This is a genomic window from Luteimonas rhizosphaerae (genome assembly GCF_002849595.1).
GTDB classification, from domain to species: Bacteria; Pseudomonadota; Gammaproteobacteria; order Xanthomonadales; family Xanthomonadaceae; genus Luteimonas; species Luteimonas cellulosilyticus.
On the sequence record NZ_NRQR01000026.1, the window covers coordinates 105,621 to 130,305 of the forward strand.

The window sequence follows — 24,685 nt, forward strand, 5'->3', positions numbered from 1 at the left end:
ACGCGTGTTCCGAAGCAGTCGCATCGCGCGCCGGTCGGGCAACGCCCGGGCCGCGACAGGCGAAGCGACTGCGGGTTGGCGACACGCGAATCGAATCACCGCATCGCGCGGTCGCGCTCGTGCAGGCGCGACCCGGGTCGCGACAGGCGGCGGCCGTGGGTGACGCGGCCGCCCGGTGACGTCCAGCGCGAAACGGGTTCGCGCGCGAGCGCGCTCCTACGGAGCGACGTTGGCCGGACGTCGCTCCGGGCGGGGTCGGGTGCGAGCCTGGAGACAGGCCAACGCGCCGCGACCCGCGCACGTCCGCGGGGCAACCCAGACGATGTTCTGGGTCGGATCCTTGATGTCGCAGGTCTTGCAGTGCACGCAGTTCTGCGCATTGATCTGCAGCCGCGGGCCCTGCTCGCCTTCGATGAACTCGTAGACGCCGGCCGGGCAGTAGCGCGCCTCGGGGCCGGCGTACTGCGCCAAATTGATGTCGACCGGCACCGATGCATCCTTCAGCGTCAGGTGCGGCGGCTGGTCCTCGGCGTGGTTGGTGCTGCTGAGATAGACCGAACTCAAACGGTCGAAGGTCAGCGTGCCGTCCGGCTTCGGATAGACGATCTTCGTGTGCTGCGCTGCCGGCTCCAGGCACGCGTGGTCGGGCGTGTCGCGATGGATCGTCCACGGTGGCGTGCGGATGCCGAGCTTCGGCAGCAGCCACTGCTCGATACCCGTCATCAGCGTCGCCGTGGTGCGGCCCTTCTTGAACCACTGCTTGAAATTCTTCGACTGCGACAGCTCGGCATGCAGCCAGCTGGCTTCGAACGCGGCGGGATACGCGCTGAGTTCATCGCCCGAGCGCCCCTCGCCCAGCGCGGCGAACGCGGCCTCGGCGGCGAGCATGCCGGTCTTGATCGCGGCATGGCTGCCCTTGATGCGACTGGCGTTGAGCGTGCCGGCCTCGCAGCCGACCAGCGCCCCGCCGGGGAACACCAGCTTCGGGATCGACAGCAGGCCGCCCGCGGTGATCGAGCGCGCGCCGTAGCCGATGCGCTTGCCGCCTTCGAGATACCGGCGGATCGACGGATGGGTCTTGAAGCGCTGGAATTCCTCGAACGGGCTCAGCCACGGATTGTGGTAGTCGAGACCGACCACCAGGCCGATCGCGACCTTGCCGTCTTCGGCGTGATACAGGAACGAGCCGCCATAGGTGTCGTCGGTCAATGGCCAGCCGGCGGTGTGCACCACCAGGCCCGGCTCGTGCACGGCCGGATCGACCTGCCACAGCTCCTTGATACCGAGTCCGTAGCTCTGCGGATCGCGGCCTTCGTCGAGGCGGAATTTCGTGATCAGCTCGCGTCCCAGCTGGCCGCGCGAGCCCTCGGCGAAGACCGTGTACTTCGCCAGCAGCTCCATGCCGAGCTGGAATTCGCCGGTCGGCTGGCCGTCCTTGCCGATGCCGAGATTGCCCGTCGCCACGCCGCGCACGACGCCGGCGTCCGTGTAGAGCACTTCGGCCGCGGCGAAGCCGGGGAAGATCTCGACGCCCAGCGCCTCGGCCTGCGTGGACAGCCAGCGCGTCAGCGCGCCGAGGCTGATGATGTAGTTGCCGTGGTTCTTGAAGCAGTCGGGCAGGAAGAAATCGGGCGTCGACTTCGCGCCGGTCTCGTCGAGGAACAGGAACTCGTCGCGGGTGACCGCCTGCGTCAGCGGGGCCCCTTTTTCCTTCCAGTCCGGGATCAGCTCGGTCAGCGCGCGCGGATCGACGATCGCGCCCGACAGGATGTGCGCACCGGGCTCGGAGCCCTTTTCCAGCACGCAGACCGACACCTCGCGGCCCGCCTCGGCGGCCATCTGCTTGAGCCGGATCGCGGTCGCCAGGCCGCCGGGGCCGGCGCCCACGACGACGACATCGTACTCCATCGATTCGCGCGGGCCGTGGGTGTCGAGCAGTGCCTGGGGAGTCGTCATCGTTGCCTTGGGCGGTACGCCCGGGTGTGAAAGGGAGCGCGCGTCGGTCCGCGCGATGCCGGGCAGCATCGCAGGCCGCCCGCGACGATGCCGTCGTGGCGCGCACTGCGCACGGCGAATGCACGGCCTGGCGGCGCGGGGAGTCTACCGTCTGCCTCCGCGCAAGCCGAGACGCGCCGCGGCAACACCGCCGGCCGGTGCCGCGGTCCCGACACGCGGGCGGTGCGGATCATCGTCTCTGAGGAGCGCGCCTGCGCGCGCAGATCGCCAGCGCTGCATCCGCGGCGGCGGCCTCGGCGGTCGCGAGGATCAAAACAAGGAGTCAGAACAGGAGATGGTGCGCCTGGAGGGATTCGAACCCCCGACCAATGGCTTCGGAAGCCACTACTCTATCCGGCTGAGCTACAGGCGCCCGGTGCTGTCAGCGCGACGCCACGCGGAGCATGGTCGAAGCGGCCGCAGAGTGTAGCGGAAACTCCGCGGGCGCGGTGCAGGCCACCGGGGTCGTTGCCGGGTCGTGGGCGACGGCGGGCAGGGCCGGGGCCGCGCGGCGTGCGCTGCGCCCCCGGCCGATGCCGTAGTAGGCGAGGCCGGCGGCCTCGACCATGTCCGGCGGGTAGAGATTGCGGCCGTCGAACACCACGCGGTCGTGCAGCGTCGCGGCCAGCCGGGCGAAATCGGGGCTGCGGAACTGCTTCCATTCGGTCACCACGATCAGCGCGTCGGCGCCGGCCAGTGTGGCCTGCGCATCGCCGCACAGGACCAGATCGTCGCGCTCGCCCCACAGCCGCGCGGCCTCGCGCCCGGCTTCGGGATCGAAGGCGCGCACGCGGGCGCCCGCGGCCCACAGCTGGGCCAGCAGCGTGCGGCTCGGCGCTTCGCGCATGTCGTCGGTGTCGGGCTTGAAGGCCAGGCCCCACACGGCGAAGGTCTTGCCAGCCAGCGCGCCGTCGTAGTGGCGCTGCACCAGCGCGAAGAGATGTTGCTTCTGCCGGGTATTCACCGCTTCCACCGCCTGCAGCAGCTGCGGCTCCAGGCCGTTCTGTTCGGCCGTGCGCGCCAGCGCGCGGACGTCCTTCGGGAAACACGAACCGCCGTACCCGGCGCCGGCGTAGATGAAGTGGAAACCGATGCGCGGATCCGAGCCGATGCCCAGGCGCACCTGTTCGATATCGGCGCCGACGCGCTCTGCGATGTTGGCGATCTCGTTCATCGTGCTGATGCGCGTCGCCAGCATCGCGTTCGCGGCGTACTTGGTCAGCTCGGCCGAGCGCCGGTCCATGACCACGATGCGGTCGTGGTTGCGGTTGAACGGCGCGTACAGCCGCCGCATCGTCTCGATCGCCTCGGCGTCGTCGCCGCCGATGACGATGCGGCCGGGCCGCATGCAGTCGGCGACAGCGCTGCCTTCCTTGAGGAATTCCGGATTGGCGATCACCGAGAACGGCACGGCGACGCCGCGCGCCGCCAGTGCTTCGTCGATCGCCCGGGCGACGCGGTCGCCGGTGCCGACCGGCACGGTGGACTTGGTGACCACACAGGTGCGGCGGTCGATGTGCTCGCCGATCGTGCGGGCCACCGCGAGCACGTGCTGCAGGTCGGCGCTGCCGTCCTCGTCGGGGGGCGTGCCGACCGCGATGAAGACGATGTCGGCATGGGCGATCGCCGCGGCCGCGTCGCCGGTGAAGCGCAGGCGACCGGCGTCGAGATTGGCCCGCACCAGGGCCGGCAGGCCGGGTTCGTGGATCGGGATGCGGCCGGCACGCAGCCCGGCGATCTTGATCGCGTCCACGTCGACGCACAGCACGTCGTGGCCCATGTCGGCGAGGCAGGCGCCGGTGACGAGACCGACGTATCCGGTTCCGAAGACACTGACATGCATGGCAGGCGGCTCGTCGGCGGGGTCTCCAGCATCGCGCCGGCACGTGGCAGTCCGTCGACGTTCCGGTGACGGATCGGCGACAGCGGGCGACGTGCGGCCGCGGGCGGCGCTGCTACCCTGCGCGCCATGCACGACTACGAACGCTTCTCCGCGCCGTACCGCCCGCGCTGGCGCGAGCGGCTGGCGGTGTACTGGACGCTGGTCCGCGGCGACCGGCCGATCGGCTGGCTGCTGCTGCTGTGGCCGACGTGGTGGGGCCTGTGGCTCGCCGCCGACGGCGTGCCGCCGTTGTGGATCCTCTTCGTGTTCACCGCCGGTGTGTGGCTGACGCGCTCGGCCGGCTGCGTCATCAACGACTATGCCGACCGCTGGCTCGATCCGCTGGTCGAGCGCACCCGGGACCGGCCGCTGGCGACCGGCGCGGTGCGCGGACGCGAGGCGCTGGCGGTGTTCGCGGTGCTCATGCTCGCGGCCTTCGCGCTGGTGCTGACGCTGAACCTGCTGACCATCGCGATGAGCGTCGTCGGCGTGGCGCTCGCGGCCACGTATCCGTATCTCAAGCGCCATACCTACCTGCCGCAGGTCTATCTGGGCCTGGCGTTCGGCTGGGGCATCCCGATGGCGTTCGCGGCCGTGCAGGGTGCGGTGCCCCCGGTCGCCTGGGTGCTGTATGTGGCCAACATCTTCTGGGCGACCGCCTACGACACCTGGTACGCGATGGTGGATCGCGACGACGACATCCAGGCGGGGTCGAAGTCGACGGCGATCCTGTTCGGCGAACTCGATCTCGTCGCGCAGGGCGTGCTGTACGCGCTGGCGTTCGCCGCGCTGGCGCTGGTCGGCCGGCAGGCGACGCTGGGCGGCTGGTACTGGATCGGGCTCGGCATCGCCGCGCTGCTGGTGCTGTGGGAATTCGCGCTCGCCCGGCATCGCGACCGCGAGGCCTGCTTCCGCGCGTTCCTTCACAACCACTGGGTCGGCATGGCGATCTTCGCCGGCATCGCCGCGCATTACGCGCTGCCGGCGCCGTCGGTGCTGCTGGCGGGCTGAGCGCGCCGCTCAGCGCACCCGCGCGCAGACCCAGGCATCGACCCGCGCCACACCGGCCCGGCGCAGGGCGATGGCGGCGGCGTGCAGGGTCGCGCCCGTGGTCATGACGTCGTCGACCAGCACCACGTGGGCCGGCAGTCCGGACGCGGCGGCGACCTCGAACGCGCGACGGACGTTGCGCCGCCGCGCGGCGGCATCCAACCGGGATTGCGGCGACGTGGCCCGGCTGCGCCGCAGTAGGTCCGCGCGCAGCGGCACGCCGGTGCGGCGTGCCAGCGGACGCGCCAGTTCCAGTGCCTGGTCGTAGCCGCGCTGGCGCAGGCGTGCGGTGTGCAGCGGCACCGGCACCAGGGCATCGGGGCGCGGCAGCGCCGCGACGGCGCGCGCCAGGCACCCGGCCAGCAAGGCGCCCGCGGCCAGATCGCGGTGGAACTTGAAGCGGGGCAGCAGGCGGTCGACCGGGAAGCCGTAGACGAAGGCCGCGCGCACCTCGGTCAGCGGCGGCGGGCGGCGCAGGCATGCGCCGCAGCAGGCGTCGTCGCCCGGCAGCGGCATGGCGCAACGCCGGCAGGCGTTGCCGGACCAGGGCAGGGCGGCCGCGCAGGCGAGGCAGAGATCGAGACCGTTGGCGCCGCGTTCGCGGCAGATCAGGCAGCGCGAGGGGGCCATGGCCCGCAGCCAGCGTCGCCAGCGTTCGTCAACCGCGGCGGGCGGATCTCGGTTGACAGCCTGCGACATGCTTTCCAGACTGCCGGTCTCGATCCGCCCGATCTGTCGGAATTCCGCCATGTCCCCTGTCAGCCACGCCCCTTCGGAGGCCGGCCAGCCCGTCCTGCGTCACGACTGGAGCCGCACCGAGATCGAAGCCCTGTTCGATCTGCCGTTCCCCGAGCTGCTGTTCCGCGCCGCCGGCGTGCACCGGCAGCACTTCGATCCCGCCGAGGTCCAGGTCAGCACGCTGCTGTCGGTCAAGACCGGCGGCTGTCCCGAGGACTGCAGCTACTGCCCGCAGGCGCAGCGCTATCACACCGGCGTCGAGGCGACGAAGCTGATGGAGGTCGAGGCGGTGCTGGAGAAGGCGCGCCAGGCCAAGGCCGCGGGCGCGTCGCGCTTCTGCATGGGCGCGGCGTGGCGCTCGCCCAAGGATCGCGACGTGCCGAAGGTCGCGGCGATGATCCGCGAGGTCAAGGCGCTGGGCCTGGAGACCTGCGCGACGCTCGGCATGCTGACCGGCGACCAGGCCCAGGCGCTCAAGGCCGCGGGCCTCGACTACTACAACCACAACATCGACACCGATCCGGAGTATTACGACGCGATCATCCACACGCGCGAGATGCAGGACCGCCTGCAGACGCTCGAGCACGTGCGCGACGCGGGCATGAAGACCTGCTGCGGCGGCATCGTCGGCATGGGCGAGACCCGGCGCCAGCGTGCCGGCCTGCTGAAGACGCTGGCGAACCTGCCGGCGCATCCGGATTCGGTGCCGATCAACCGGCTGGTGCAGGTCGCCGGCACGCCGCTGCACGGCACCGCGGAACTCGATCCGTTCGAGTTCGTGCGCACGATCGCCGTCGCCCGCCTCCTGATGCCACGCTCGATGGTGCGCCTGTCGGCGGGCCGCTCGGACATGAGCGACGAGATGCAGGCCCTGTGCTTCGCCGCCGGCGCCAATTCGATCTTCTACGGCGAACAGCTGCTGACGACCGGCAACCCGGACACCGAGCGCGACCTAGCGCTGTTCGCGCGCCTGGGCCTGCGGCCGATGCCGGTCACCGTCGACGCGGCGGGGCACGACCGCCCGGGCACCGTGCACGCCGACATCGTCGAGCATCCGGCGCTGGCGCTGCATCCCGCGAGCCGCGCTGCATGAACTCCCGGCGTGGCCGCAGGACCGGGGGGCGTACCGCGCCCGGGGCCGACCGTGGCCGTTGACCGCCCCGACCTGCGCACGCGCGTGCGCGAGGCCGCCGCCCAGCGCGATGCGGCGTCGCTGCGCCGCGTGCGCCGCACGGTCACGCGTCGCGACGGCATGCGTTGCGAGGTGCTCGACGCCACCGGCGGCGCGCGCTGGCTGCTGAACTTCTGCGGCAACGACTACCTCGGCCTGTCGCAGCACTTCTCGGTCACCGGCGCGTTGCAGGACGCCGCGGCCGGCGTCGGCACCGGCAGCGCCGGCTCGCACCTGGTCTGCGGCCATCACGCGCTGCACGAGGCACTGGAACGCGAGGTCGCCGACTGGCTGCAGGTGCCCGCCGCGCTGCTGTTCGGCAGCGGTTTCGCGGCGAACCTCGCGGTGCTGCAGGGCCTGCTCGGCGACGGCGATGCGTGCGTGCAGGACCGTCTCAACCATGCCAGCCTGATCGATGCCGCGCGCCTCGCCGGCTGCCGCTTGCGGCGTTATCCGCATGCCGACGCGGAAGGTGCGCTGCGCCAGTTACGCACGCTGCCCGAGGGCGCGGCGATCGTCGCGACCGACGGTGTCTTCAGCATGGACGGCGATGTCGCGCCGCTGCGCGAGCTGGCGCTGGTCGCGCGCGTGCAGCACGCACTGCTGTACGTCGACGATGCGCACGGCATCGGCGTGCTGGGACCGGACGGCCGCGGCAGCGTCGCCGATGCGCGACTGGACGTCGCGACGGTGCCGCTGCAGCTGGCGACGCTCGGCAAGGCGCTCGGCGGCTACGGCGCGGTGCTCGCCGGCGATGCCGATCTGATCGGCCATCTGCGCGAAACCGCGCGTCCCTACGTCTACACGACGGCGCTGCCGCCGGCGCAGGCCGCGGCGGGTCTGGCGGCGGTGAAGCTGGCGCGGCAGGAACACTGGCGGCGCACGCGGCTGCAGGCACTGGTCCAGCGCTTCCGCGCGCGCGCCGCGCGGCACGGCCTCGACCTGATGCCGTCGGACACGCCGATCCAGCCGCTGCGCTGCGGCAGCAACGCCGAGGCGCTGGCGCTGTCGCGTGCGCTGGACACCGCCGGGTACTGGGTCGTCGCGATCCGCCCGCCGACCGTGGCCGACGGCCAGGCGCGGCTGCGCATCACCTTGAGCGCCGCGCATCAGGACGCGGACGTCGACGCGCTGGTCGACATGCTCGCGTTCGCGCGCGACGAGCTGCGGGTCGATCCCGACCGCGCGCTTCCCGCATGACCGGCGCGGACGATGCGCCGCGTCGCGCGCTGCTGGCGGTGGCGATCGCGCTGGCGTCGGCCCTGTTCTTCACGATGACCTACGTGCTCAACCGCGCCAGTGCGACCGGCGGCGGCCACTGGGCGTGGACCGCGTCGCTGCGCTACTTCATCACCCTGCCGTTGCTGCTGCCGCTGATGCCGTGGCAGGGCGGCATCGCGCCGGTGTGGCGCGCGATCGCCGCGCATCCGCTGGCGTGGCTGCGCTGCAGTGCGATCGGCTTCATGCTGTTCTACTGCATGCTCGCGTTCGCCGCGTCGAGCGGGCCGTCGTGGCTGGTCGCGGGCAGCTTCCAGTTCACCGTCATCGCCGGCATGTTGTGCGCGCCGTTCCTGTATCGCGACGCGCGCCGGCGGATTCCGCCCGCCGCGCTCGCGGTCGCCGTCGCCATCCTCGCCGGCGTGCTGCTGATGCAGTTCGGCCACGGTGGCGCCGGGCTCGGCAGGGCCGGCTGGATCGCACTGGCCTGCGTGCTGACCGCGGCGATCGCATATCCGCTCGGCAACCGCCTGCTGCTGCTGCATCTCGAGCGCACCGGCGAAGCCTTGAACGCGACCCAGCGCGTGTTCGGCCTGACCCTCGTCAGCCAGCCGCTGTGGCTGCTGGTCGCCGCGCTGGCCTGGCACGAATCCGGGGCGCCGTCGCTGCCGCAGGTGTGGCTGGCGGCGGGCGTCGCGCTGAGCGCCGGCGTCGTCGCGACGATCCTGTTCTTCCAGGCCACCGGCATGGTCCGCGACAATCCGGTCGCGCTCGGCGCCGCCGAGGCGATGCAGGCGGCCGAGCTGCTGTTCGCCTCGCTGCTCGGGGCGCTGCTGCTCGGCGAAGCCTGGCCGCAGGGCCGCGCGCTGCTCGGCGGCATCCTGGTGACGCTGGGCATCGTCGCGTTCGCGATCCTCGTCGCGCGGCCCGCCGCCGGCAGACCACGCCGGACGCGCGCGCTGCGCAGCGACAAGGGCGCCTGACCATGCAGTCCCGCACGCTCGACAATCCGCACGGCCTGCACATCGACGTGGTCGGCCACGGGCCGCCGCTGGTGCTGCTGCACGGCTGGGCGATGCACGGCGGCGTGTTCGCGCCGTTGCGCGACCGGCTGCAGGCGACGCGCACGCTGTACCTCGTCGACCTGCCCGGACACGGCGGCAGTCGCGACAGCCGACTGCCGTTGGCGATCGCGCCGGTTGTCGATGCGCTGGCCGCGCTGCTGCCGCCGGCGCCCTGGCTCGGCTGGTCGCTGGGCGGACTGTTCGCGCTGCAGGCCGCGCAGCGCCATCCCGCCGCCGTGCGCGCGCTGGTGATGCTGTGCGCGAGTCCGCGTTTCGTGAAGGGCGACGACTGGGCGTTCGGCATGTCGGCGGAGATCTTCCGCGACTTCGCCACCGGCCTGCGCACTGACTACCGCGCGACGCTGGACCGCTTCATCGCGCTCGAGGCGTTCGGCTCCGACGATGCGCGCGGCGAGCTGCGGACGCTGCGCAGCGAGGTGTTCGCACGCGGCGAGCCCGCGGCGCACGTGCTCGCCGATGGTCTGGACCTGCTGGAAACCAGCGATCTGCGCGCGGCATTGCCCGGGCTGCAAGTGCCGAGCCTGTGGCTGTCCGGCCGCCGCGACCGCCTCGTCGATCCGCGCGCGATGCGCGCCGCCGCAGTGCTGGCCCCCGACGCCGACGCGGCCACCCTCGATCACGCCGGCCATGCGCCGTTCCTCACCCACGCCGACGCGGTCGCCGCGCGGCTGCTCGACTTCATCGCTGCGCGCGACGCGGCGTCGCCGGACCCGTCATGACGATCTTCGATCCCACCCAGGTGCGCCGTGCGTTCTCGCGCGCTTCGGCCACCTATACCGGCGCCGCCGCGCTGCAGCGCGAGGTCGAAGGCCGGCTGCTGGAATCGCTCGAGTATCTCGACGACCGCGTGCCGGACGTCGTGCTCGACGTCGGCAGCGGCCCCGCGCATGCCGCGCTGGCGATGCGCGCGCGCTGGCCGAAATCCCGCATCGTCGCCGTCGACCTGGCCTTGCCGATGCTGCAGCAGGCGCCGGTGCGCAGCGGCTGGCGCGACCGCCTGGGCCTGCAACGCCCGGTCGACCGCGTCTGCGCCGACCTGCGCCAGCTGCCGTTCGCCGACAACAGCGTCGACGTGCTGTTCTCCAACCTGTGCCTGCAGTGGGTCGAAGACCTGCCCGCGGCGTTCGCCGGGTTCCGCCGCGTGCTCAAGCCCGACGGCCTACTGCTGTGCTCGACGTTCGGCCCGCAGACGCTGATCGAACTGCGCGAGTCCTTCGGCCATGCCGACGAGGCGCCGCACATCAGCCCGTTCGCGTCGATCGCCGAGTTCGGCGATGCGCTGATGCGCGCGGGCTTCCGCAATCCGGTGCTGGATCGCGACCTCGACGTGCAGCGCCATCCCGACATGACGGCGCTGATGCGCGAGCTGCGTGCGATCGGCGCGACCAACGCCCTGCAGCAGCGGCGTCGCGCGCTGACCGGCCGTGCGCGCTTCGCCGCCGCCGCCGCGCACTACGCCCAATTCCGCGACGCGGATGGTCTGCTGCCGGCGAGCTGGGAGACCATCACCGCGATGGCGTGGGCGCCGGCGCATGGCGCGCCGATCCGCGATGGCGGCGAGGAACTGGCGCGGTTCCCGGCGGACGCGATCCCGGTACGGCGCCGCGGCGCCGGCTGACACCGGCCCAGGCACGCCGTCGGCACACACGGCGCATCACCGGCCGGCCTGTATGCTGCGACGCAGCAATCCTGGTGCCCGCGTCCGTGTCCGATTCCGTTTCGCCCTCCGACCTCCTGCCCGACGACCGTGCGGCCGCTGCGGCCGTCGCCGTGGCCGCGCCCGCGGCGAAGCCACAGCGGCACACGCGGGTCGAGGACGTGCAGGGCCTGGTGCTGGCGAGCCTGGTCAGTGCGCTGGGCATGGCGATCCTCGCCAGCGGCGGCCTGCTGGTCGGCGGCATCGCGGGCGTCTCACTATTGGTGCATTACGCCAGCGGCTGGAACTTCGGCCTGCTGTTCGTGCTCATCAACCTCCCGTTCTACTGGATCGCCCTGCGCCGGATGGGCTGGGAATTCACCCTGAAGACCTTCCTCGCGGTCGGCGTGACCGGCGTCGTCGCGGACATGATTCCGCGCTGGGCCTCGGTCGACGCGGCGTCGCCGCTGTTCTCGGCGGTGTTCGGCGGCGCGCTGGTGGGCATGGGCCTGCTGTCCTTCATCCGCCACCGCGCGAGCCTGGGCGGCGTCGGCATCGTGGTTGTGTGGCTCCAGCAGAGCCGCGGCTGGCGTGCGGGCAAGTTGCAGATGGGCTTCGACGCCGTGCTGATGCTGGTCGCGTTGACGATGGTGCCGCCGTCGAAGGTGCTGTATTCCGCGCTCGGCGTGCTGGTGCTGAATCTGGTGCTGCTGTTCAACCACCGGCCCGGGCGCTACATGGGGGTCTGAGCCGGGCGGGTGCTGGCGGGATTCAGTCGGCGCTGCCTAGACTCGGCCCGACCCCCGCACTGGACGCGCCGATGCGCATGCTGCTCTCCGTTTCCCTGCTGGCGCTGGCCGCCTCGACGGCCCTCGCACCTGCCCAGGCGCAGCGCTACGAGATCGACCTGTCGCGGCTGGACCCGGCCGCGGTGCTGGCCACCGGCGGCGACGTGCTGCGCCGCGCGTCCGCGCCCGCCATCGACGAGCTGTTCCAGGCCGTGCTGCAGTCCTCGCGCGATCCCGCGGAAGCGCGCGCGCTGTGCGCGCTGTTCGAGCCCGACGCGCGTCGCGATGTCGCCGCCTTCCAGCGCACCGTCGACAGGCTCGGCGCGGCCAGCCAGGACCGCTTCGCCAACGCGTTCACCAACGTCGCGGTCAGCGGCCTGCAGGGCGCGCCGCAGCAGTACGAGCCGTCCGTGGCCCAGCAGATCCTGCGCGCCGCGGCCGTGCGGGCGACCCTGCTGCACGACGGTTTCATGCTCGGCATGACCGCGACCGGCACCGACGACGCCAGCCGGCAGGCGCGCTGCCGCTCGTTCCGGCAGATGGTCGACGTGCTCAAGGACCAGCCGCAGGCCGAGCGCGTCCTGGCGACGCGCTGGCTGCTCAACGAAGGGCTGACGCTGGTGGCCGACGGGCAGGCGGGCTGAGTCGAGCGGCGCCTGCCGCGCTCAACCGACCTGCCGCAGCCAGTCCTCGAGGTTGTAGTAGTTGCTGACCCGCGCGATGCGGCCGTCGCGGAGCGCGAAGAACGCGCCGCCGGGCAGTACGTAACGCTGGCCGTGCGCGGGCGGCAGGCCGTCGTCGTCGGCGAGGTATTCGCCGTGCACGACGTACTCGGCCGCCGCGCACGTGCCGTCGGTCGCCGCCAGCACGACGATGTCGCGCAGTTGCTCGCGATAGCTGCGGTCCATGCGCTGCATGAAGCGCACGAACGCCTCGCGTCCGGTCTCGCGCGCGCCCTGGTTGAGGTCGTGGGCGACGTCGTCGGTCAGCAGCGCGAGCATCGCGTCGCGATCGCCGGCGTTGAAGGCGGCGTAGTAGCGCTGGATCAGATCGAGCGCGGCGGCGTGGGGCGTGGCAGTCGGCATCGGGAACTCCGGATCAGGCGGGCAGGCCGAACAGATCGCGATGGAAGAAATACACCTCGCGCAGCAGGAAGTCCGACTGCGTGCGCCAGCTGCGGAAGCGCGTGCTCGGGGTCGGCGAGCCGATCGCATCGATGCCCAGCTTGCGGCTGGTGCGCAGCGCACGCGCCATGTGCAGCGGGTCGCTGACGATGAGGATGCGGTGCAGGCCGTGCTCCTGCATCAGTGCGCGCGCCTCGACCAGGTTCTCGACCGTCGTGCGCGAGCGCGATTCGATGAGGATGGCGTCGTCGGGAATCTTGTGGCGCAGCGCATACCGGCGGGCGACCTGCGATTCGGAAAATCGCGCGCTGGCACCGCCGTAGCCGCCGGTGAAGATTAGCGTCGGCGCGTGTCCCGCGCGGAACAGGTCCAGGCCGTGTTCGATGCGCGCTTCGAACACCGGTGACGGCACCGCGTCGTAGGCGGCCGCGCCGAGCACGACGATCGCGTCCGCCGTCCCGGCCTCGTCGCGGTTGCCGACGTAGACGATCCAGGCGGCCACGCCCGCCAGCCACAGCACGCACAGCAGCAGCAGCCGCACGAAGAAGCGGAACGGGCGGAAGCCGGGCTTGCGCGGATGTGGCATCGGGTCGGACTCGTCGAGCGGAAAGGCGGAGCGGCGATCAGTGCAGCCAGGGCAGCCGGTCGGGATCGACATTGCCCCCGGTCAGCAGCACGCCGACCCGCTGCCCGGCGAACCGGGCGGGATGGGCGAGCACCGCGGCCAATGCGATCGCCGACGACGGTTCGACGATCTGCTTGGCGTGCACCAGCAGGCGTCGCATCGCGGCGACGGCATTGTCGTCGTCGACTGCGATCACGTCGACAGGCGGGGCGCGGCCGTCGCCGCCGTGGCCGGCGAGAATGTCGAAGTTCGGTTGGCCGAGCAGGCCGCGCAGGCCGTCGCAGACGGTGTCGGGCACTAGGTCCTCGACCCGGGCGCCGGCGCGCAGCGACCGCAACGTGTCGTCGGCGCCCGCCGGTTCGGCCAGCACCAGTCGCGTCTGCGGCGCCACGCCGGCCAGCGCCAGTGCGCTGCCGGCCGCGAGGCCGCCGCCGCCGACGGGGACCACCAGGGCATCGAGCGAGCCCGCCGCGTGCAGCAGTTCCAGCGCGGCCGTGCCCTGGCCGGCGATGACGCGAGGATCGGTGAACGGGTGCACCAGCGTCGCACCGGTGCGTGCCTGGACATCGGCGCAGGCCGCTTCGCGCGCCGCCATCGACGGCGCGCAGCGATGCAGCACGGCGCCGTTCGCGGCGATCGCGGCGAGCTTGGTCGCGACCGCACCTTCCGGTGCGACGACGTGGCAGACGATGCCGCGCAGGCGGGCCGCCAGCGCCAGCGCCGCGCCGTGATTGCCGGACGAATGCGTGACCACACCGCACGCGGCCTCGGCGGCATCGAGCGACCACACGGCATTGGAAGCGCCGCGGAACTTGAACGCGCCGCTCCGCTGCAGATGCTCCGCCTTGAAGTGCAGGGTGCAGCCGGCCAGCGCATCGAGCGAACGCGCGCGCAGCACCGGCGTGACATGGGCATGCGGCGCGATGCGTGCGGCAGCGGCCAGCACATCGGCGAACACGGGAAGAGCGGGCGGCGTATTCATCGCGCAAGCCTAGCCGAGCGGCGCGCGGCATTCATGAAGCGGGCGGCAAAGAACGGAAAATTAAGGGCGGATTCAATGCCTTGGGCGGAAGCTGGTCGTCCTGACTCGGGGGCGAACGCCATGTTCCGCAACGCAATGATCCTCGTCGCATGCCTCGCCATGGTGGGCTGTGCGAGTTACGGCTACCGCGGCGGCAGCGGCGATTACTACTACGGCAGCCCCAGCACGGTGTACCGCAGCTACGGCGCCCCCTACGGCAGTTACCGCGCCCCTTACGGCAGCCTGGGCTACGGTCGTGGCAGCGGCTGGTACGGCGGCGCCGGCTTCGGCAATCCGTATTACGGCGGCTGGAACCGTGCGCCCTACGGCTACTGGGGCGGCGGGTATTACCGGCCGCCGGTCGTGATCCGGCCGGTGCCGGTGTATCCGGGGCGTCCCGGTGGCCATCGGCCGCCGCACGGCCATGGCCGCCCGGACCATCGTCCCGATCGCCCGCACAGCGGCCGTCCCGGTCGCCCGGGCTGGGAGGGCGGTCGTCCGGATCGTCCCGAAGGTGGCCGTCCGGGTCGCCCTGGCTGGGATGGCCGTCCGGACCGGCCCGACAGTGGGCGTCCCGATCGTCCGGGCCGACCGGGTGGCTGGAATGGGCGTCCCGACGGGCAGCGTCCCGATGGCCAGCGGCCGGGCCGCCCGACGCGTCCGGCCGGCAGCGGCCGACCGGAGGGCGTCACCCAACGGCCGCCGCCGCGCCCGCAGGTCCAGGCGCCCGCACCGGCGCCGCGGCAGAGTGCGCCGCGCACCTCGCCACGCGAAATGCGGCAGCCGGTCACACGTCGGCAAGTGGAGCGCTGATAGGACTTGCGCGGTCCAGATTCCCGGGCCACTCTTGCCCCACGTGACCGGATGCGTCGCTTTTCGCCGTAAACCGGACATGCAGTTGTCGACTCCCGGCGGGGGAACACCGGATCCCCCCTGTTCCGCCCCTGCCGGGCGTCGGCTCCTCCAGGACCTCCAGGGTCCGCGGGGAGCCAAAAAAATGGGGCCGGATGTCCCCCGACATCCGGCCCCGCGCTTCCCCGGGCTGTGCATGGCCAGCCCTGTTCCAATCTCCGGCCGCGTTCCCCCTTGCGAACGCCTGCCACCCCGGGTGCGGCATACAGCGCACGCAGAAAGTGTGCCAACTCTGGCCCGTCGCGCATCGCGCGTCCCGATCTCGCGGATAATTCGTGCATGAGCACCGACTTCCACACCTGCGATGTCATCGTCGTCGGCGGCGGCCATGCCGGCACCGAGGCCGCACTCGCGTCCGCGCGGGCCGGCGCACGCACGCTGCTGCTGACCCACAACGTCGAGACCATCGGCGTGATGAGCTGCAACCCGGCGATCGGCGGCATCGGCAAGGGCCATCTGGTGCGCGAGATCGACGCGCTGGGCGGCGTGATGGCACACGCGGCCGATGCCGCGGGCATCCAGTGGCGCCGGCTCAACGCGTCGAAGGGGCCGGCGGTGCGCGCGACGCGCTGCCAGGCCGACCGCAACCTCTACCGCGCCTACGTGCGGCGCGCGGTGGAAGCGCAGCCGAACCTGACGATCTTCCAGTCCGCGGTCGACGACCTCGTCATCGAGGGCGATGCCGTGCGGGGCGTGCTGACCCAGACCGGGCTGCGCTTCGATGCGCCCTGCGTGGTGCTCACCGCCGGCACCTTCCTCGGCGGTCGGATCCATGTCGGCGAGACCCAGTCCGCCGGTGGCCGCGCCGGCGATCCGCCGGCGACGACGCTGGCGACGAAGCTGCGCGAACGACCCTTCGTCGTCGACCGGCTCAAGACCGGCACGCCGCCGCGCATCGACGGCCGCACGCTGGATTACGCGGCGATGGTCGAGCAGCCTGGCGACGATCCGTGCCCGGTGTTCTCCTTCATGGGCAGCCGCGACGCGCATCCGCGCCAGGTGCCGTGCTGGATCACCCACACCACCGAGCGCACGCACGAGATCATCCGCGGCGCCCTGCACCGGTCGCCGATGTACTCGGGCCAGATCGAAGGCATCGGCCCGCGCTACTGTCCGTCGATCGAGGACAAGGTCGTGCGCTTTGCCGAGAAGGCCAGCCACCAGATCTTCGTCGAGCCCGAGGGCCTGGATGTCGCCGAGGACGTGCAGCTCGCGCTGGTGCGCAGCATCGTCGGCTTCGAGCGCGCGCACATCACCCGCGCCGGCTACGCGATCGAGTACGACTTCTTCGATCCGCGCGGCCTGCGGCCTTCGCTGGAGACCAAGGCCGTTGCCGGCCTGTTCTTCGCCGGCCAGATCAACGGCACGACGGGCTACGAGGAAGCGGCGGCGCAGGGCCTGATCGCCGGCCTCAATGCGGCGCGCCGGGTGCGCGGACTCGAGGCCTGGACGCCGCGCCGCGACCAGGCCTACATCGGCGTGCTGATCGACGACCTGATCACGCACGGCACAAAAGAGCCCTACCGCATGTTCACCAGCCGCGCCGAATACCGGCTGCAGTTGCGCGAGGACAACGCCGACCTGCGGCTCACCGCCACGGGGCGCGAACTCGGAATCGTCGACGACGCGCGCATGGCGCGGTTCGATGCCAAGCGCGACGCGCTCGAGCGCGAGACCGCGCGTCTCGGCAGCCTGTGGGCCTCGCCGCAGAACGCGACCGGACGCGATGCCGTCGCCACGCTCGGCATCGAGTTGCGTCGCGAGAGCAGCGGTCTCGATCTGCTGCGCCGACCGGAACTCGATTACGCGACGCTGATGACGGTCGCGGCGTTCGGCCCGCCCGTCGACGACGCCGAGGTCGCCGAGCAGGTCGAGATCGAAGCGACCTATTCCGGGTATCTCGAGCGCCAGCGCGTCGAGATCGCACGCCAGCAGCGCCACGAGGACACGGCGATTCCCGACGGATTCGACTACGCCGGCGTGCGCGGGCTGTCGATGGAAGTGCAGCAGAAGCTCCAGGCCGTGCGGCCGCAGCGCATCGGCCAGGCGCAGCGGATTCCCGGCATGACGCCGGCGGCGATCTCGCTGCTGCTGGTGCATCTGGAGCGCGATCGCCGCACGCGCGTGGCGTAGGACCGCGTGCCCGTCGGCGCGCGTGGCGAGCCTGCTGCGCAGGCGGCATTCCCGTGACTCGTCGTGTCCCGCGTTCCGTCCGCGCGTATGCAACAGCGGTGTCCGCGCTCGCCTCGTGCGCAGTCACGGCCTCGGGCGCGGCGACGTCATCGGACGTGTGATGGCAGGTCCCGCGGCGACGTGCGCAGCGCCGGCTGCTCGGGTATTGCGGCCGCCTCACGTGTCGCTCGCGGCCGCGCAAAAAAAAGGGCCGCACATGGCGGCCCCTGGATCCATCGATCGACGACGCGGCCGGTGCCGCGTCGTCGTCGTGCGTCAGCGCGCGACCGGGTAGGCGCGCGGCAGGCCGCCCTGCGCTGCCGGCGTCGCCGGGTGCAGGTAGCGATCGCGCAGTTCGGTCTGGCGCGAACGCATCGGGATCGCGCGGCCGTCGAACCAGGTCTGCACCGCGGTGTGGGCGACGTCGAGCGGATCGCCGGTCCACAGCACCAGGTCGGCGGCCTTGCCGACGGCGATGCTGCCCAGGCGCGCATCCACGCCCAGCACTTCGGCCGGCACGCGCGTCAGGCCGGCGAGACCGGCATCCCACGGCAGGCCGTTGGCGACCGCGTTGCCGGCGAGCTGGCGGAGCTTGCGCGCGTTGTGCGAGGCGTCGCTGGCCTGTGCGAACGCAACCTGCACACCGGCCGCCTGCAGGCGTGCGGCGTTCTGCAGGGTCGCGCCGAGCTGGTCGAAGTCCGACGGCAGGTTCACCAGCGGATCGACGAACACCGGCACCCGCGCGGCGGCGAGTTCGGGCGCGAGCTTCCACGCCTCGGCGCCGCCGCGGATCGCGATGCGCAGGTCGTGGCGCTTCGACCACCGCAGCAGCTGGCGGATGTCGGCGGCGCGATTGACGCCGACGACGATGACGCCGTCGCCGTCGAGATAGCGCACCAGCGCACGGCGGCCCGCGGGCGTCAGCGCGGCGACGTGCGAGTCCGCCGGCAGGCGGCCGCGGGCTTCGTCGATGAGCTGGTCGAGCAGCATCCATTGCGCCGCGCGCGATTCGCCGCTCTGCGCCGCGCCCGCCGCGCCCAGCGCGAGATGCAGCACCTTCGGCCCGGCCGGATCGACGCTGCCGTCGAGCCGCATCACCGCGCCCTGGCCGCCGATGATCGAACTCGCGCTGCCCGCCGACAGCAGGGTGAAGCCGATGCCCTCGACGGTCGCGACCGGCAGCACGATCGAGTCCGGGTTGTAGGCCTGGGTCACGTCGAACTCGGGGCGCACCGCCATGTCGCTGGCTTCGCCGAGCGTCAGGCGGTCGTCGCGCGTGCCGCTTTCGCCCGAGACTTCCTCGATGCCGATGCCGGTCACGCCGCCGAACAGCGTCGGCGTCAGCGGCCGACCCGCGGCGTCGACGCTCTGCACGCCGTCGGCCGCCAGCCCGCGCCCGATCGCGGCGATGCGGCCGCCGCGCACCAGCACGTCGGTGCCTTCTAGCGTGCCCTGCGCGGTCGCGGTGTGCACGGTCGCGTTGCGGATCAGCAGGTCCTGCGCGGACACCGCCACGCTCGCGCAGGCGGCGACGCCGGCGAGCAGCAGGCGCGCGAGGCGCGCATCCCGGCGGTTCATCGCGCACCTCCCGCGGCAGCGCCCTGGCCGAGCATGAAATCCGAGACCGGCTGACGCGCCGGATCGAAGCGGTCGTAGACGTGCGCGCCGTCGATCCAGACCTGTTCGGCCAGCGCGTAGACGGTGAACGGGTCGCCGTTCCACAGCACCACGTCGCCCATCTTGCCGGCGGTCAGGGTGCCGGTCTCGTCCTCGACGCCGAGCGATTTCGCGGCGTTCTCGGTCAGCCAGCGGATCGCGTGTTCGGGTGCGATCTCGATGCCGACGCGGCGCGCGTTCGCGATGACCTTGGCCGCTTCCTGGTTGAGCCGCTGGATGCCCTCGTCGGAATCGGAATGCACGATCGCGCAGCCACCGGGCGCGCGGTCGACGATGGCGATGTTCTCCTGGATGCCGTCGAAGGCCTCCATCTTGAAGCCCCACCAGTCGGCCCACAGCGCGCCGCAGACGCCTTCGGCCGCCAGCTGGTCGGCGATCTTGTAGGCCTCGACGCCGTGATGGAACGCGGTGACGCGGAAGTCGAACTCGCGCGCCAGATCCAGCATCTGCGCCATCTCGTCGGCGCGGTAGCAGTGGATGTGGACGAGGATGTCGCCGTCCATGACCTCGGCCAGCGACTCGAGCTTGAGGTCGCGCTTGCCGGGCGATTCGCCGGCCTGCTTGGTGCGGTATTCGGCCGCGTCGATCAGCGCCGCGCGGTAGCCGGCGACGTTGCCCATGCGCGTCGCCGGCCCGCCCTTCTGGCCGTAGACGCGTTTCGGATTCTCGCCGCAGGCCATCTTCAGGCCGTAGGGCGCGCCGGGGAATTTCATGTCCTGCACCGTCGTCGCCGCGACGTTCTTCAGGGTCACGCCGCGACCGCCGACGAGGTTGGCCGAGCCGGGCAGGATCTGCAGCGAGGTGATGCCGCCGGCGAGTGCCGCGCCGAAGCCCGGGTCCTGCGGCCACACCGAATGTTCCGCCCAGACCTGCGCGGTGATCGGCGCGGTCGCCTCGTTGCCGTCGCTGTGCGCGCGTGCGCCGGGGCTGGGGTACACGCCGAGATGCGAGTGCACGTCGATGATGCCGGGCGTGACCCACTTGCCGGTGCCGTCGACGCGCTGCGCATCGGCGGGCACGGCCAGATCGCGGCCGACCGCGACGATCCTGCCGTCCTGCAGCAGCACGTCGCCGGCCTCGAGCCGCTGGCCGTCGCCGACCAGCACCGTCGCGTTCTGGATCAGCACCGGCGGCGCCGCGATCGGCACGTAGGTGCTCGCGTACAGGGCGCGGTCGGACGTGCCGCCGGCGGTCGCCGGGCGGTCGGTTGAAGCGGTATGCGCGCACGCGGCCAGCACGGCGGCCGCCAGTGCGGCGGTCAACGGTCGGTACATCGACGACTCCCCGGGAACATGAAGAAACGCGTCGAGTGTACCTGCCGCGCCCAGGCGCGGACCGGCGCGCGGCGGCCTCCGTGACAGAATGCGTGCACCACACGAGAAGGACGCGAGCGACGATGAAGGAGAAGGAGCAGATCGTCGAGAACTGGCTGCCGCGCTACACCGGCGTGCCGCTCGACCGGTTCGGCGAACACATCCTGCTGACCAACTTCGGCGGCTATCTCGGCCACTTCAGCCGCCTGACCGGCGCCGAGGTCGTCGGCCTCGACCGGCCGATGCCGAGTGCGACGGTCGACGGCATCACGATGATCAACTTCGGCATGGGCAGCCCCAATGCCGCGACGATGATGGACCTGCTGTCGGCGATCGGCCCGAAGGCGGTGCTGTTCCTCGGCAAGTGCGGCGGGCTCAAGCGCAAGAACCAGCTCGGCGATCTGGTGCTGCCGATCGCGGCGATCCGCGGCGAGGGCACGTCGAACGACTACCTGTTGCCGGAAGTGCCCGCGCTGCCGGCGTTCGCGTTGCAGCGGGCGGTGTCAACGATGATCCGCGACCTCGGCCACGACTACTGGACCGGCACCGTCTACACGACCAACCGCCGGGTCTGGGAACACGACGAGGCCTTCAAGGACCGGCTGCGGCAGATGCGCTGCATGGGCGTGGACATGGAGACCGCGACGATCTTCGCCGCCGGCTTCGCCAACCGCATTCCAGCCGGCGCGCTGCTGCTGGTCAGCGACCAGCCGATGATTCCCGAAGGCGTCAAGACCGAGGCCTCCGACGCGCGCGTCAGCGCCGAGTTCGTCGAGCGCCACATCACCATCGGCATCGAGGCGCTGAAGCTGATCCGCCGCCACGGCAAGTCGGTGCGGCACCTGCGCTTCGACGAATAGGCGCGCGGCGCAATCAGCGGCAACCTGATCGTCTGCGACCTGTAAGAGACGCGTTCGCGCGCGACAGGATTCGCAGAGATGCCGAGCGCCTGTGCGTGTCCGACGTGCGCGTGGACGCACGGCCGGTGAGGGCCTGTCGCGCGCGAGCGCGCTCCTACAGGCGCGTGTGCCGCGAAAGAGATGCGAGGGCGGACCAACGAAGAAGCCCGGCAGGCGCCGGGCTTTTCCTGTGACACGGACCGTGCGGATCAGTTCGCCGCGGCGGGGCGCTTGACCGCGTAGATCAGCTTGTCGTCCCAGGCCTGGACCAGGTCCGTGCGGGCGATCTCGATCTGCTCGCTGTCGTCGAACTCGATGTTCGCCATGTCGCCGGCGATGTCCTGGCGGGAGACGGCCTGCTCGCCCGACGCGGCGTTCTCGGTGATGACGACGACGTTGGCCTCGTCGACCGCGGTGACGCGCATCAGGCCGTAGGCCGGCGCGAGGTCCTTGCCGCTTTCGTCGGTGAAGCCGTAATCCGAAAACTCGCTGAGCTGCGCCGCGTAGAGATCGCCGACCACCGGCGCTTCCAGCAGGGTGCGGTCCTCGGGACCGGCCTTGCAGCCGGCGACCGCCAGCGTGGCGAACAGCGCGAGGACGGGAAGCAGACGGGTCGTGCGACGCAGCATGGCGATCTCCGGGAGGCGGGCAGGAAGGCAGCGCGCGAGTATAGCGCCGGCGATCGGGCGCGATGCCGTGGCGGCGGGCGCGGTGACGCTCGCGACGTGGCGCCGGTATCCTCGCGGCATGGACACCATCACCGCACACGATGTCATCGGTTTCTGGCGCGACGCCGGCCCGCAGAAATGGTTCAACGGCGGCGACGCCTTCGATCGCGCCTGCGACGTGCGCCTGCGCGATGCGCACTTCGCCGCCGCGCGCCGGGAGCTCGATGCCTGGCGCGACACGCCGGATGGCGCGGTCGCGTTGCTGATCCTGCTGGACCAGATTCCGCGCAACATCTTCCGCGACACCGCGCATGCGTTCGCGACCGATGCGCTGGCGTTGCTGCACGCGCGCGATGTCGTCGATGCGGGACGCGATCGCGAGGTCGATGCCGACCTGCGCGCCTTCGTCTACCTGCCCTTCGAACATGCGGAATCGATGGACGACCAACACCGCGCGGTCGCGCTGTTCGAGGCGCTGGGCAATACGGAATACAGCCAGTACGCGCAGGCGCATCTCGATGTCATCGCGCGGTTCGGCCGCTTCCCCCACCGCAACCGCGCGCTGGGCCGTCGCAGCAGCGTCGAGGAGCAGGACTGGCTCGATGCGGGCGGCGGGTTCTAGGCCGTCCATCGCCGGCAGGCGCGTGCGCCACCGGGGGAGCGCATCGATGCGCCGTGTCGCCGGGCCGCCCGCTCGAAAGCGCGCCGCGCGGCATCGCCTGCCGATGGCCCAAAAAAAAAGGAGACCCGAGGGCCTCCTTCTTCATGCGCGACGGGCCGTGGCTCAGTACGTCGGCACGCCGCCGTCGACGCTGTCGCTCCACGCGGCGATGCCGCCGGTGACGTTGAACACGCGGGTGAAGCCTTCGTTGCGGAAATGCTCGGCGGCCTGCTGGCTGCGCACGCCGGTGTGGCACAGGAACGCCAGCGGCGTGTCCTTGGGCAGCGCCTGCAGGCGCTGCATGCCGTCGCCGTCGAGCACCTCGAACGGGCGCGCGACCGATGCGATGGCGCGCTCGTCCGGCGGGCGCACGTCGACCAGGGTCAGCGTGCCGGCCGCGAGCTGGTCGTCGGCATCGGCGGGGCTCATCTCCTGCACCGGCTTCGGCGCGTTGGGGTTGTCGATGACCAGGCCGCGACCGCGGATGTCGTCGGCGAAGTCGATCGTCAGGCCGTCCGCGCGGCGTGCGCCGGCGAGGTCGAACTGCACCGGCACGCCGTCGGCGTCGGCGATGACGGCGTTCGCATTGCGCGGCGCCAGTTGCAGGCGGGTGCGGAAGTTGCGGTCGATGTCGATCTGCAGCACGTAGTCGCCACCGGCATCGGCGACGGCCTTGGCGATCGTCTCGCGCGCGGCCGCGGTGATCGTGATCGACGGCGGCGTGCGGTCGGGCGCCTGCAGGCCGAATACGGTGTGCAGCTCGCCGCTGCCCGACATCTGCTCGATGATGTCGCTGCCGCCGAGCAGTTCGCCGTCGACGTACAGCTGCGGGATCGTCGGCCAGTCGCCGTAGGCCTTGATGCCTTCGCGGATCTCGCCGTCCTCGAGCACGTTGACGGTCGCGTAGTCGACGCCCAGCGCATCGAGCGCGGACACGGCCTTGGCCGAGAAGCCGCACTGCGGCGTCGCCGGCGAGCCCTTCATGAACAGCACGGCGCGGTTGCCCTGCAACAGGGTGTCGATGCGGGTGCGGAGAGCGGGATCGAGGGACATGGCAGCGGTTCCGGTGTGCGGGCAGTCCGACATGGTAACGCGGCGCCCCGGATGCAAGCCCGGGCGCGCCCGCAACGCTGCGGTGCGGGTGGCGCCGGATGGCATCATGCGCGGCATGTCGCCGCACCGTCCGCCCCGTCATCCGCAGCTGTGGCTGCCCCTGCTGCTGCTCTCCCAGGTCGCGGTCGCGCTGGTCTGGTGGCGGCTGGGCGGGGCGATCGGCCTGCCGTTGCTGCTGGCCAGCCATGCGCTGTGCCTGTGGGGCGTGCTGGCGCCGTCGGCGCGGCTCTACGGCCCGGTGCTGACGCGGCTGCCCGGCGACGCGCCCGAGGTCTGGCTGACCATCGACGACGGCCCCTCGGACGACACCCCGGCGCTGCTCGACCTGCTGGATGCGCACGAGGCCAAGGCGACGTTCTTCCTCGTCGGCGCGCGTGCGCAGGCGCGGCCCGGCCTGGTGCGCGAGATCCTGCGGCGCGGCCATGGCATCGGCAACCACAGCCAGACCCATCCGCAGGCGCTGTTCTGGGCGCTCGGTCCGCGGCGCATGCGCCGCGAGATCCTCGACTGCCAGCGCGCGCTGACCGGCATCGCCGGCGTCGCGCCGCGCTGGTTCCGCTCGGTCGTCGGCCACACCAATCCCTTCGTGCACGCGCCGCTGCGCGATGCGGGGCTCGCCCGGGTCGGCTGGAGCGCGCGTGGTTTCGACGCGGTCGAGCCTGATGTCGACAAGGTCGTCGCCCGGATCGCCGCCGACCTGGCGCCCGGTGCGATCGTGCTGCTGCACGAGGGCGCGACGCACGGACGCAATGTCGAGATGGTCGACGGCGTGCTGCAGCGGATGCGCGCGGCGGGATTGCGCGGGGTCGTTCCGGAGAGGGAACGCGGCGCGGGCTGAGGTGCCACAGGGGGCGGGGCGACGACGCGTCGCCGCGATGGTCAGTTGCGACAGAACTGCTTGTGCGGGAGCGCGCTTGCGCGCGACAGAAGGCCGATC

The 24,685-nt window shown here is 71.8% G+C and carries 22 protein-coding genes, 1 tRNA gene and 1 pseudogene; 13 read left to right on the plus strand and 11 right to left on the minus strand.

Annotation, left to right across the window (positions count from 1 at the left end):
• Window positions 1-216 precede the first annotated feature (216 nt).
• The 3 genes and pseudogenes from CJ022_RS13885 to CJ022_RS13895 all read right to left on the minus strand — a co-directional run.
• Entirely contained in the window at window positions 217-1,956 is a 1,740-nt protein-coding gene (locus CJ022_RS13885) for an electron transfer flavoprotein-ubiquinone oxidoreductase (protein ID WP_101927228.1), read from the minus strand.
• A gap of 335 nt (window positions 1,957-2,291) precedes the next feature.
• Window positions 2,292-2,368: transfer RNA gene (locus tag CJ022_RS13890), tRNA-Arg, on the minus strand.
• Window positions 2,369-2,512: 144 nt separating this feature from the next.
• A pseudogene (locus CJ022_RS13895) lies at window positions 2,513-3,838 on the minus strand (UDP-glucose dehydrogenase family protein); the annotation flags it as partial.
• Between the two features lie 126 nt (window positions 3,839-3,964).
• Here CJ022_RS13895 and ubiA point away from each other — a divergent pair.
• Window positions 3,965-4,888, plus strand: a complete 924-nt coding sequence (ubiA, locus tag CJ022_RS13900; protein ID WP_101927230.1) for a 4-hydroxybenzoate octaprenyltransferase — start codon at window positions 3,965-3,967, stop codon at window positions 4,886-4,888.
• Between the two features lie 9 nt (window positions 4,889-4,897).
• On the opposite strand, the gene CJ022_RS13905 is transcribed toward ubiA, so the two are convergent.
• Window positions 4,898-5,626, minus strand: coding sequence for a ComF family protein (locus tag CJ022_RS13905; protein ID WP_101927553.1), 729 nt, complete (start codon window positions 5,624-5,626; stop codon window positions 4,898-4,900).
• A 49-nt stretch (window positions 5,627-5,675) separates the two neighbouring features.
• Between CJ022_RS13905 and bioB the strand changes: the two genes are divergently transcribed.
• The 7 genes from bioB (at window position 5,676) to CJ022_RS13940 (ending at window position 12,207) form a co-directional block, all read left to right on the plus strand.
• Entirely contained in the window at window positions 5,676-6,758 is a 1,083-nt protein-coding gene (gene bioB / locus CJ022_RS13910; protein WP_101927231.1) for a biotin synthase BioB, read from the plus strand.
• A 51-nt stretch (window positions 6,759-6,809) separates the two neighbouring features.
• A complete protein-coding gene (gene bioF, locus CJ022_RS13915; protein ID WP_101927232.1) occupies window positions 6,810-8,036 on the plus strand; it encodes an 8-amino-7-oxononanoate synthase in 1,227 nt (408 codons plus the stop codon).
• Complete coding sequence (locus CJ022_RS13920; protein WP_101927233.1) at window positions 8,033-9,037, plus strand: multidrug resistance efflux transporter family protein; 1,005 nt, start codon at window positions 8,033-8,035, stop codon at window positions 9,035-9,037. Before bioF ends, CJ022_RS13920 begins: the two co-directional genes overlap by 4 nt.
• A gap of 35 nt (window positions 9,038-9,072) precedes the next feature.
• Window positions 9,073-9,858 (plus strand): pimeloyl-ACP methyl ester esterase BioH, encoded by a 786-nt coding sequence (gene bioH / locus CJ022_RS13925; RefSeq protein WP_101927554.1) that lies wholly within the window; start codon window positions 9,073-9,075, stop codon window positions 9,856-9,858.
• Window positions 9,855-10,757, plus strand: coding sequence for a malonyl-ACP O-methyltransferase BioC (gene bioC, locus CJ022_RS13930; protein WP_101927234.1), 903 nt, complete (start codon window positions 9,855-9,857; stop codon window positions 10,755-10,757). The genes bioH and bioC overlap by 4 nt, the downstream gene beginning before the upstream one ends.
• Window positions 10,758-10,873: 116 nt before the next feature.
• The gene (locus tag CJ022_RS13935) at window positions 10,874-11,524 is read left to right on the plus strand and encodes a YitT family protein (protein ID WP_425490783.1); all 651 of its coding nucleotides are present in this window, start codon (window positions 10,874-10,876) and stop codon (window positions 11,522-11,524) included.
• Between the two features lie 71 nt (window positions 11,525-11,595).
• Window positions 11,596-12,207 (plus strand): hypothetical protein, encoded by a 612-nt coding sequence (locus CJ022_RS13940; RefSeq protein ID WP_143703994.1) that lies wholly within the window; start codon window positions 11,596-11,598, stop codon window positions 12,205-12,207.
• 21 nt (window positions 12,208-12,228) lie between these two features.
• Here the strand turns inward: CJ022_RS13940 and CJ022_RS13945 are convergent, their stop codons facing one another.
• Genes CJ022_RS13945 through CJ022_RS13955 form a run of 3 tightly spaced genes read right to left on the minus strand, consistent with a single transcriptional unit; the run spans window position 12,229 to window position 14,294 of the window.
• Complete coding sequence (locus tag CJ022_RS13945) at window positions 12,229-12,648, minus strand: ketosteroid isomerase-related protein (RefSeq protein WP_101927236.1); 420 nt, start codon at window positions 12,646-12,648, stop codon at window positions 12,229-12,231.
• Between the two features lie 13 nt (window positions 12,649-12,661).
• Window positions 12,662-13,273 carry a YdcF family protein gene (locus tag CJ022_RS13950; RefSeq protein WP_101927237.1) on the minus strand — a complete coding sequence of 204 codons (612 nt, stop codon included), beginning with the start codon at window positions 13,271-13,273 and terminating at the stop codon, window positions 12,662-12,664.
• A gap of 37 nt (window positions 13,274-13,310) precedes the next feature.
• On the minus strand, window positions 13,311-14,294 hold the full coding sequence (locus CJ022_RS13955) for a threonine ammonia-lyase (protein ID WP_101927238.1): 984 nt from the start codon (window positions 14,292-14,294) through the stop codon (window positions 13,311-13,313).
• Window positions 14,295-14,414: 120 nt separating this feature from the next.
• Here CJ022_RS13955 and CJ022_RS13960 point away from each other — a divergent pair, with 120 nt between their 5' ends.
• Both CJ022_RS13960 and mnmG read left to right on the plus strand, forming a co-directional pair.
• Window positions 14,415-15,146 (plus strand): chromosomal replication initiator protein DnaA, encoded by a 732-nt coding sequence (locus CJ022_RS13960; RefSeq protein WP_101927239.1) that lies wholly within the window; start codon window positions 14,415-14,417, stop codon window positions 15,144-15,146.
• Window positions 15,147-15,524: 378 nt separating this feature from the next.
• Window positions 15,525-17,378, plus strand: coding sequence for a tRNA uridine-5-carboxymethylaminomethyl(34) synthesis enzyme MnmG (gene mnmG / locus CJ022_RS13965; RefSeq protein ID WP_101927240.1), 1,854 nt, complete (start codon window positions 15,525-15,527; stop codon window positions 17,376-17,378).
• Window positions 17,379-17,693: 315 nt separating this feature from the next.
• On the opposite strand, the gene CJ022_RS13970 is transcribed toward mnmG, so the two are convergent.
• Together CJ022_RS13970 and CJ022_RS13975 are read right to left on the minus strand one after the other, a co-directional pair.
• Window positions 17,694-18,995 (minus strand): amidohydrolase family protein, encoded by a 1,302-nt coding sequence (locus CJ022_RS13970; protein WP_101927241.1) that lies wholly within the window; start codon window positions 18,993-18,995, stop codon window positions 17,694-17,696.
• Window positions 18,992-20,368: an amidohydrolase gene (locus CJ022_RS13975; RefSeq protein WP_101927242.1), complete on the minus strand. Its 1,377-nt coding sequence runs from the start codon at window positions 20,366-20,368 to the stop codon at window positions 18,992-18,994. The genes CJ022_RS13970 and CJ022_RS13975 overlap by 4 nt, the downstream gene beginning before the upstream one ends.
• Window positions 20,369-20,490: 122 nt before the next feature.
• Here CJ022_RS13975 and CJ022_RS13980 point away from each other — a divergent pair, with 122 nt between their 5' ends.
• Complete coding sequence (locus tag CJ022_RS13980) at window positions 20,491-21,267, plus strand: AMP nucleosidase (RefSeq protein ID WP_101927243.1); 777 nt, start codon at window positions 20,491-20,493, stop codon at window positions 21,265-21,267.
• Window positions 21,268-21,515: 248 nt separating this feature from the next.
• On the opposite strand, the gene CJ022_RS13985 is transcribed toward CJ022_RS13980, so the two are convergent.
• Entirely contained in the window at window positions 21,516-21,935 is a 420-nt protein-coding gene (locus CJ022_RS13985; RefSeq protein ID WP_101927244.1) for a hypothetical protein, read from the minus strand.
• Between the two features lie 118 nt (window positions 21,936-22,053).
• On the opposite strand from CJ022_RS13985, the gene CJ022_RS13990 reads away from it, so the two are divergent.
• Window positions 22,054-22,596, plus strand: a complete 543-nt coding sequence (locus CJ022_RS13990) for a DUF924 family protein (protein ID WP_101927245.1) — start codon at window positions 22,054-22,056, stop codon at window positions 22,594-22,596.
• Window positions 22,597-22,758: 162 nt separating this feature from the next.
• Here the strand turns inward: CJ022_RS13990 and grxD are convergent, their stop codons facing one another.
• The gene (gene grxD, locus CJ022_RS13995) at window positions 22,759-23,688 is read right to left on the minus strand and encodes a Grx4 family monothiol glutaredoxin (RefSeq protein ID WP_101927556.1); all 930 of its coding nucleotides are present in this window, start codon (window positions 23,686-23,688) and stop codon (window positions 22,759-22,761) included.
• An 88-nt stretch (window positions 23,689-23,776) separates the two neighbouring features.
• On the opposite strand from grxD, the gene CJ022_RS14000 reads away from it, so the two are divergent.
• Window positions 23,777-24,586: a polysaccharide deacetylase family protein gene (locus CJ022_RS14000; RefSeq protein WP_425490769.1), complete on the plus strand. Its 810-nt coding sequence runs from the start codon at window positions 23,777-23,779 to the stop codon at window positions 24,584-24,586.
• Window positions 24,587-24,685 lie beyond the last annotated feature (99 nt).

Bases quoted from the DNA above. Each gene is read 5' to 3' on its own strand.
- CJ022_RS13955 (WP_101927238.1), bottom strand. From the start codon at position 14,294: ATGAATACGCCGCCCGCTCTTCCCGTGTTCGCCGATGTGCTGGCCGCT.
- bioB (WP_101927231.1), top strand. From the start codon at position 5,676: ATGTCCCCTGTCAGCCACGCCCCTTCGGAGGCCGGCCAGCCCGTCCTG.
- CJ022_RS13985 (WP_101927244.1), bottom strand. From the start codon at position 21,935: ATGCTGCGTCGCACGACCCGTCTGCTTCCCGTCCTCGCGCTGTTCGCC.
- bioC (WP_101927234.1), top strand. From the start codon at position 9,855: ATGACGATCTTCGATCCCACCCAGGTGCGCCGTGCGTTCTCGCGCGCT.
- CJ022_RS13940 (WP_143703994.1), top strand. From the start codon at position 11,596: ATGCGCATGCTGCTCTCCGTTTCCCTGCTGGCGCTGGCCGCCTCGACG.
- mnmG (WP_101927240.1), top strand. From the start codon at position 15,525: ATGAGCACCGACTTCCACACCTGCGATGTCATCGTCGTCGGCGGCGGC.
- CJ022_RS13980 (WP_101927243.1), top strand. From the start codon at position 20,491: ATGAAGGAGAAGGAGCAGATCGTCGAGAACTGGCTGCCGCGCTACACC.
- CJ022_RS13920 (WP_101927233.1), top strand. From the start codon at position 8,033: ATGACCGGCGCGGACGATGCGCCGCGTCGCGCGCTGCTGGCGGTGGCG.
- CJ022_RS13990 (WP_101927245.1), top strand. From the start codon at position 22,054: ATGGACACCATCACCGCACACGATGTCATCGGTTTCTGGCGCGACGCC.
- ubiA (WP_101927230.1), top strand. From the start codon at position 3,965: ATGCACGACTACGAACGCTTCTCCGCGCCGTACCGCCCGCGCTGGCGC.
- CJ022_RS13975 (WP_101927242.1), bottom strand. From the start codon at position 20,368: ATGTACCGACCGTTGACCGCCGCACTGGCGGCCGCCGTGCTGGCCGCG.
- CJ022_RS13950 (WP_101927237.1), bottom strand. From the start codon at position 13,273: ATGCCACATCCGCGCAAGCCCGGCTTCCGCCCGTTCCGCTTCTTCGTG.
- CJ022_RS13970 (WP_101927241.1), bottom strand. From the start codon at position 18,995: ATGAACCGCCGGGATGCGCGCCTCGCGCGCCTGCTGCTCGCCGGCGTC.
- grxD (WP_101927556.1), bottom strand. From the start codon at position 23,688: ATGTCCCTCGATCCCGCTCTCCGCACCCGCATCGACACCCTGTTGCAG.
- CJ022_RS13960 (WP_101927239.1), top strand. From the start codon at position 14,415: ATGTTCCGCAACGCAATGATCCTCGTCGCATGCCTCGCCATGGTGGGC.
- CJ022_RS13905 (WP_101927553.1), bottom strand. From the start codon at position 5,626: ATGTCGCAGGCTGTCAACCGAGATCCGCCCGCCGCGGTTGACGAACGC.
- CJ022_RS13885 (WP_101927228.1), bottom strand. From the start codon at position 1,956: ATGACGACTCCCCAGGCACTGCTCGACACCCACGGCCCGCGCGAATCG.
- CJ022_RS13945 (WP_101927236.1), bottom strand. From the start codon at position 12,648: ATGCCGACTGCCACGCCCCACGCCGCCGCGCTCGATCTGATCCAGCGC.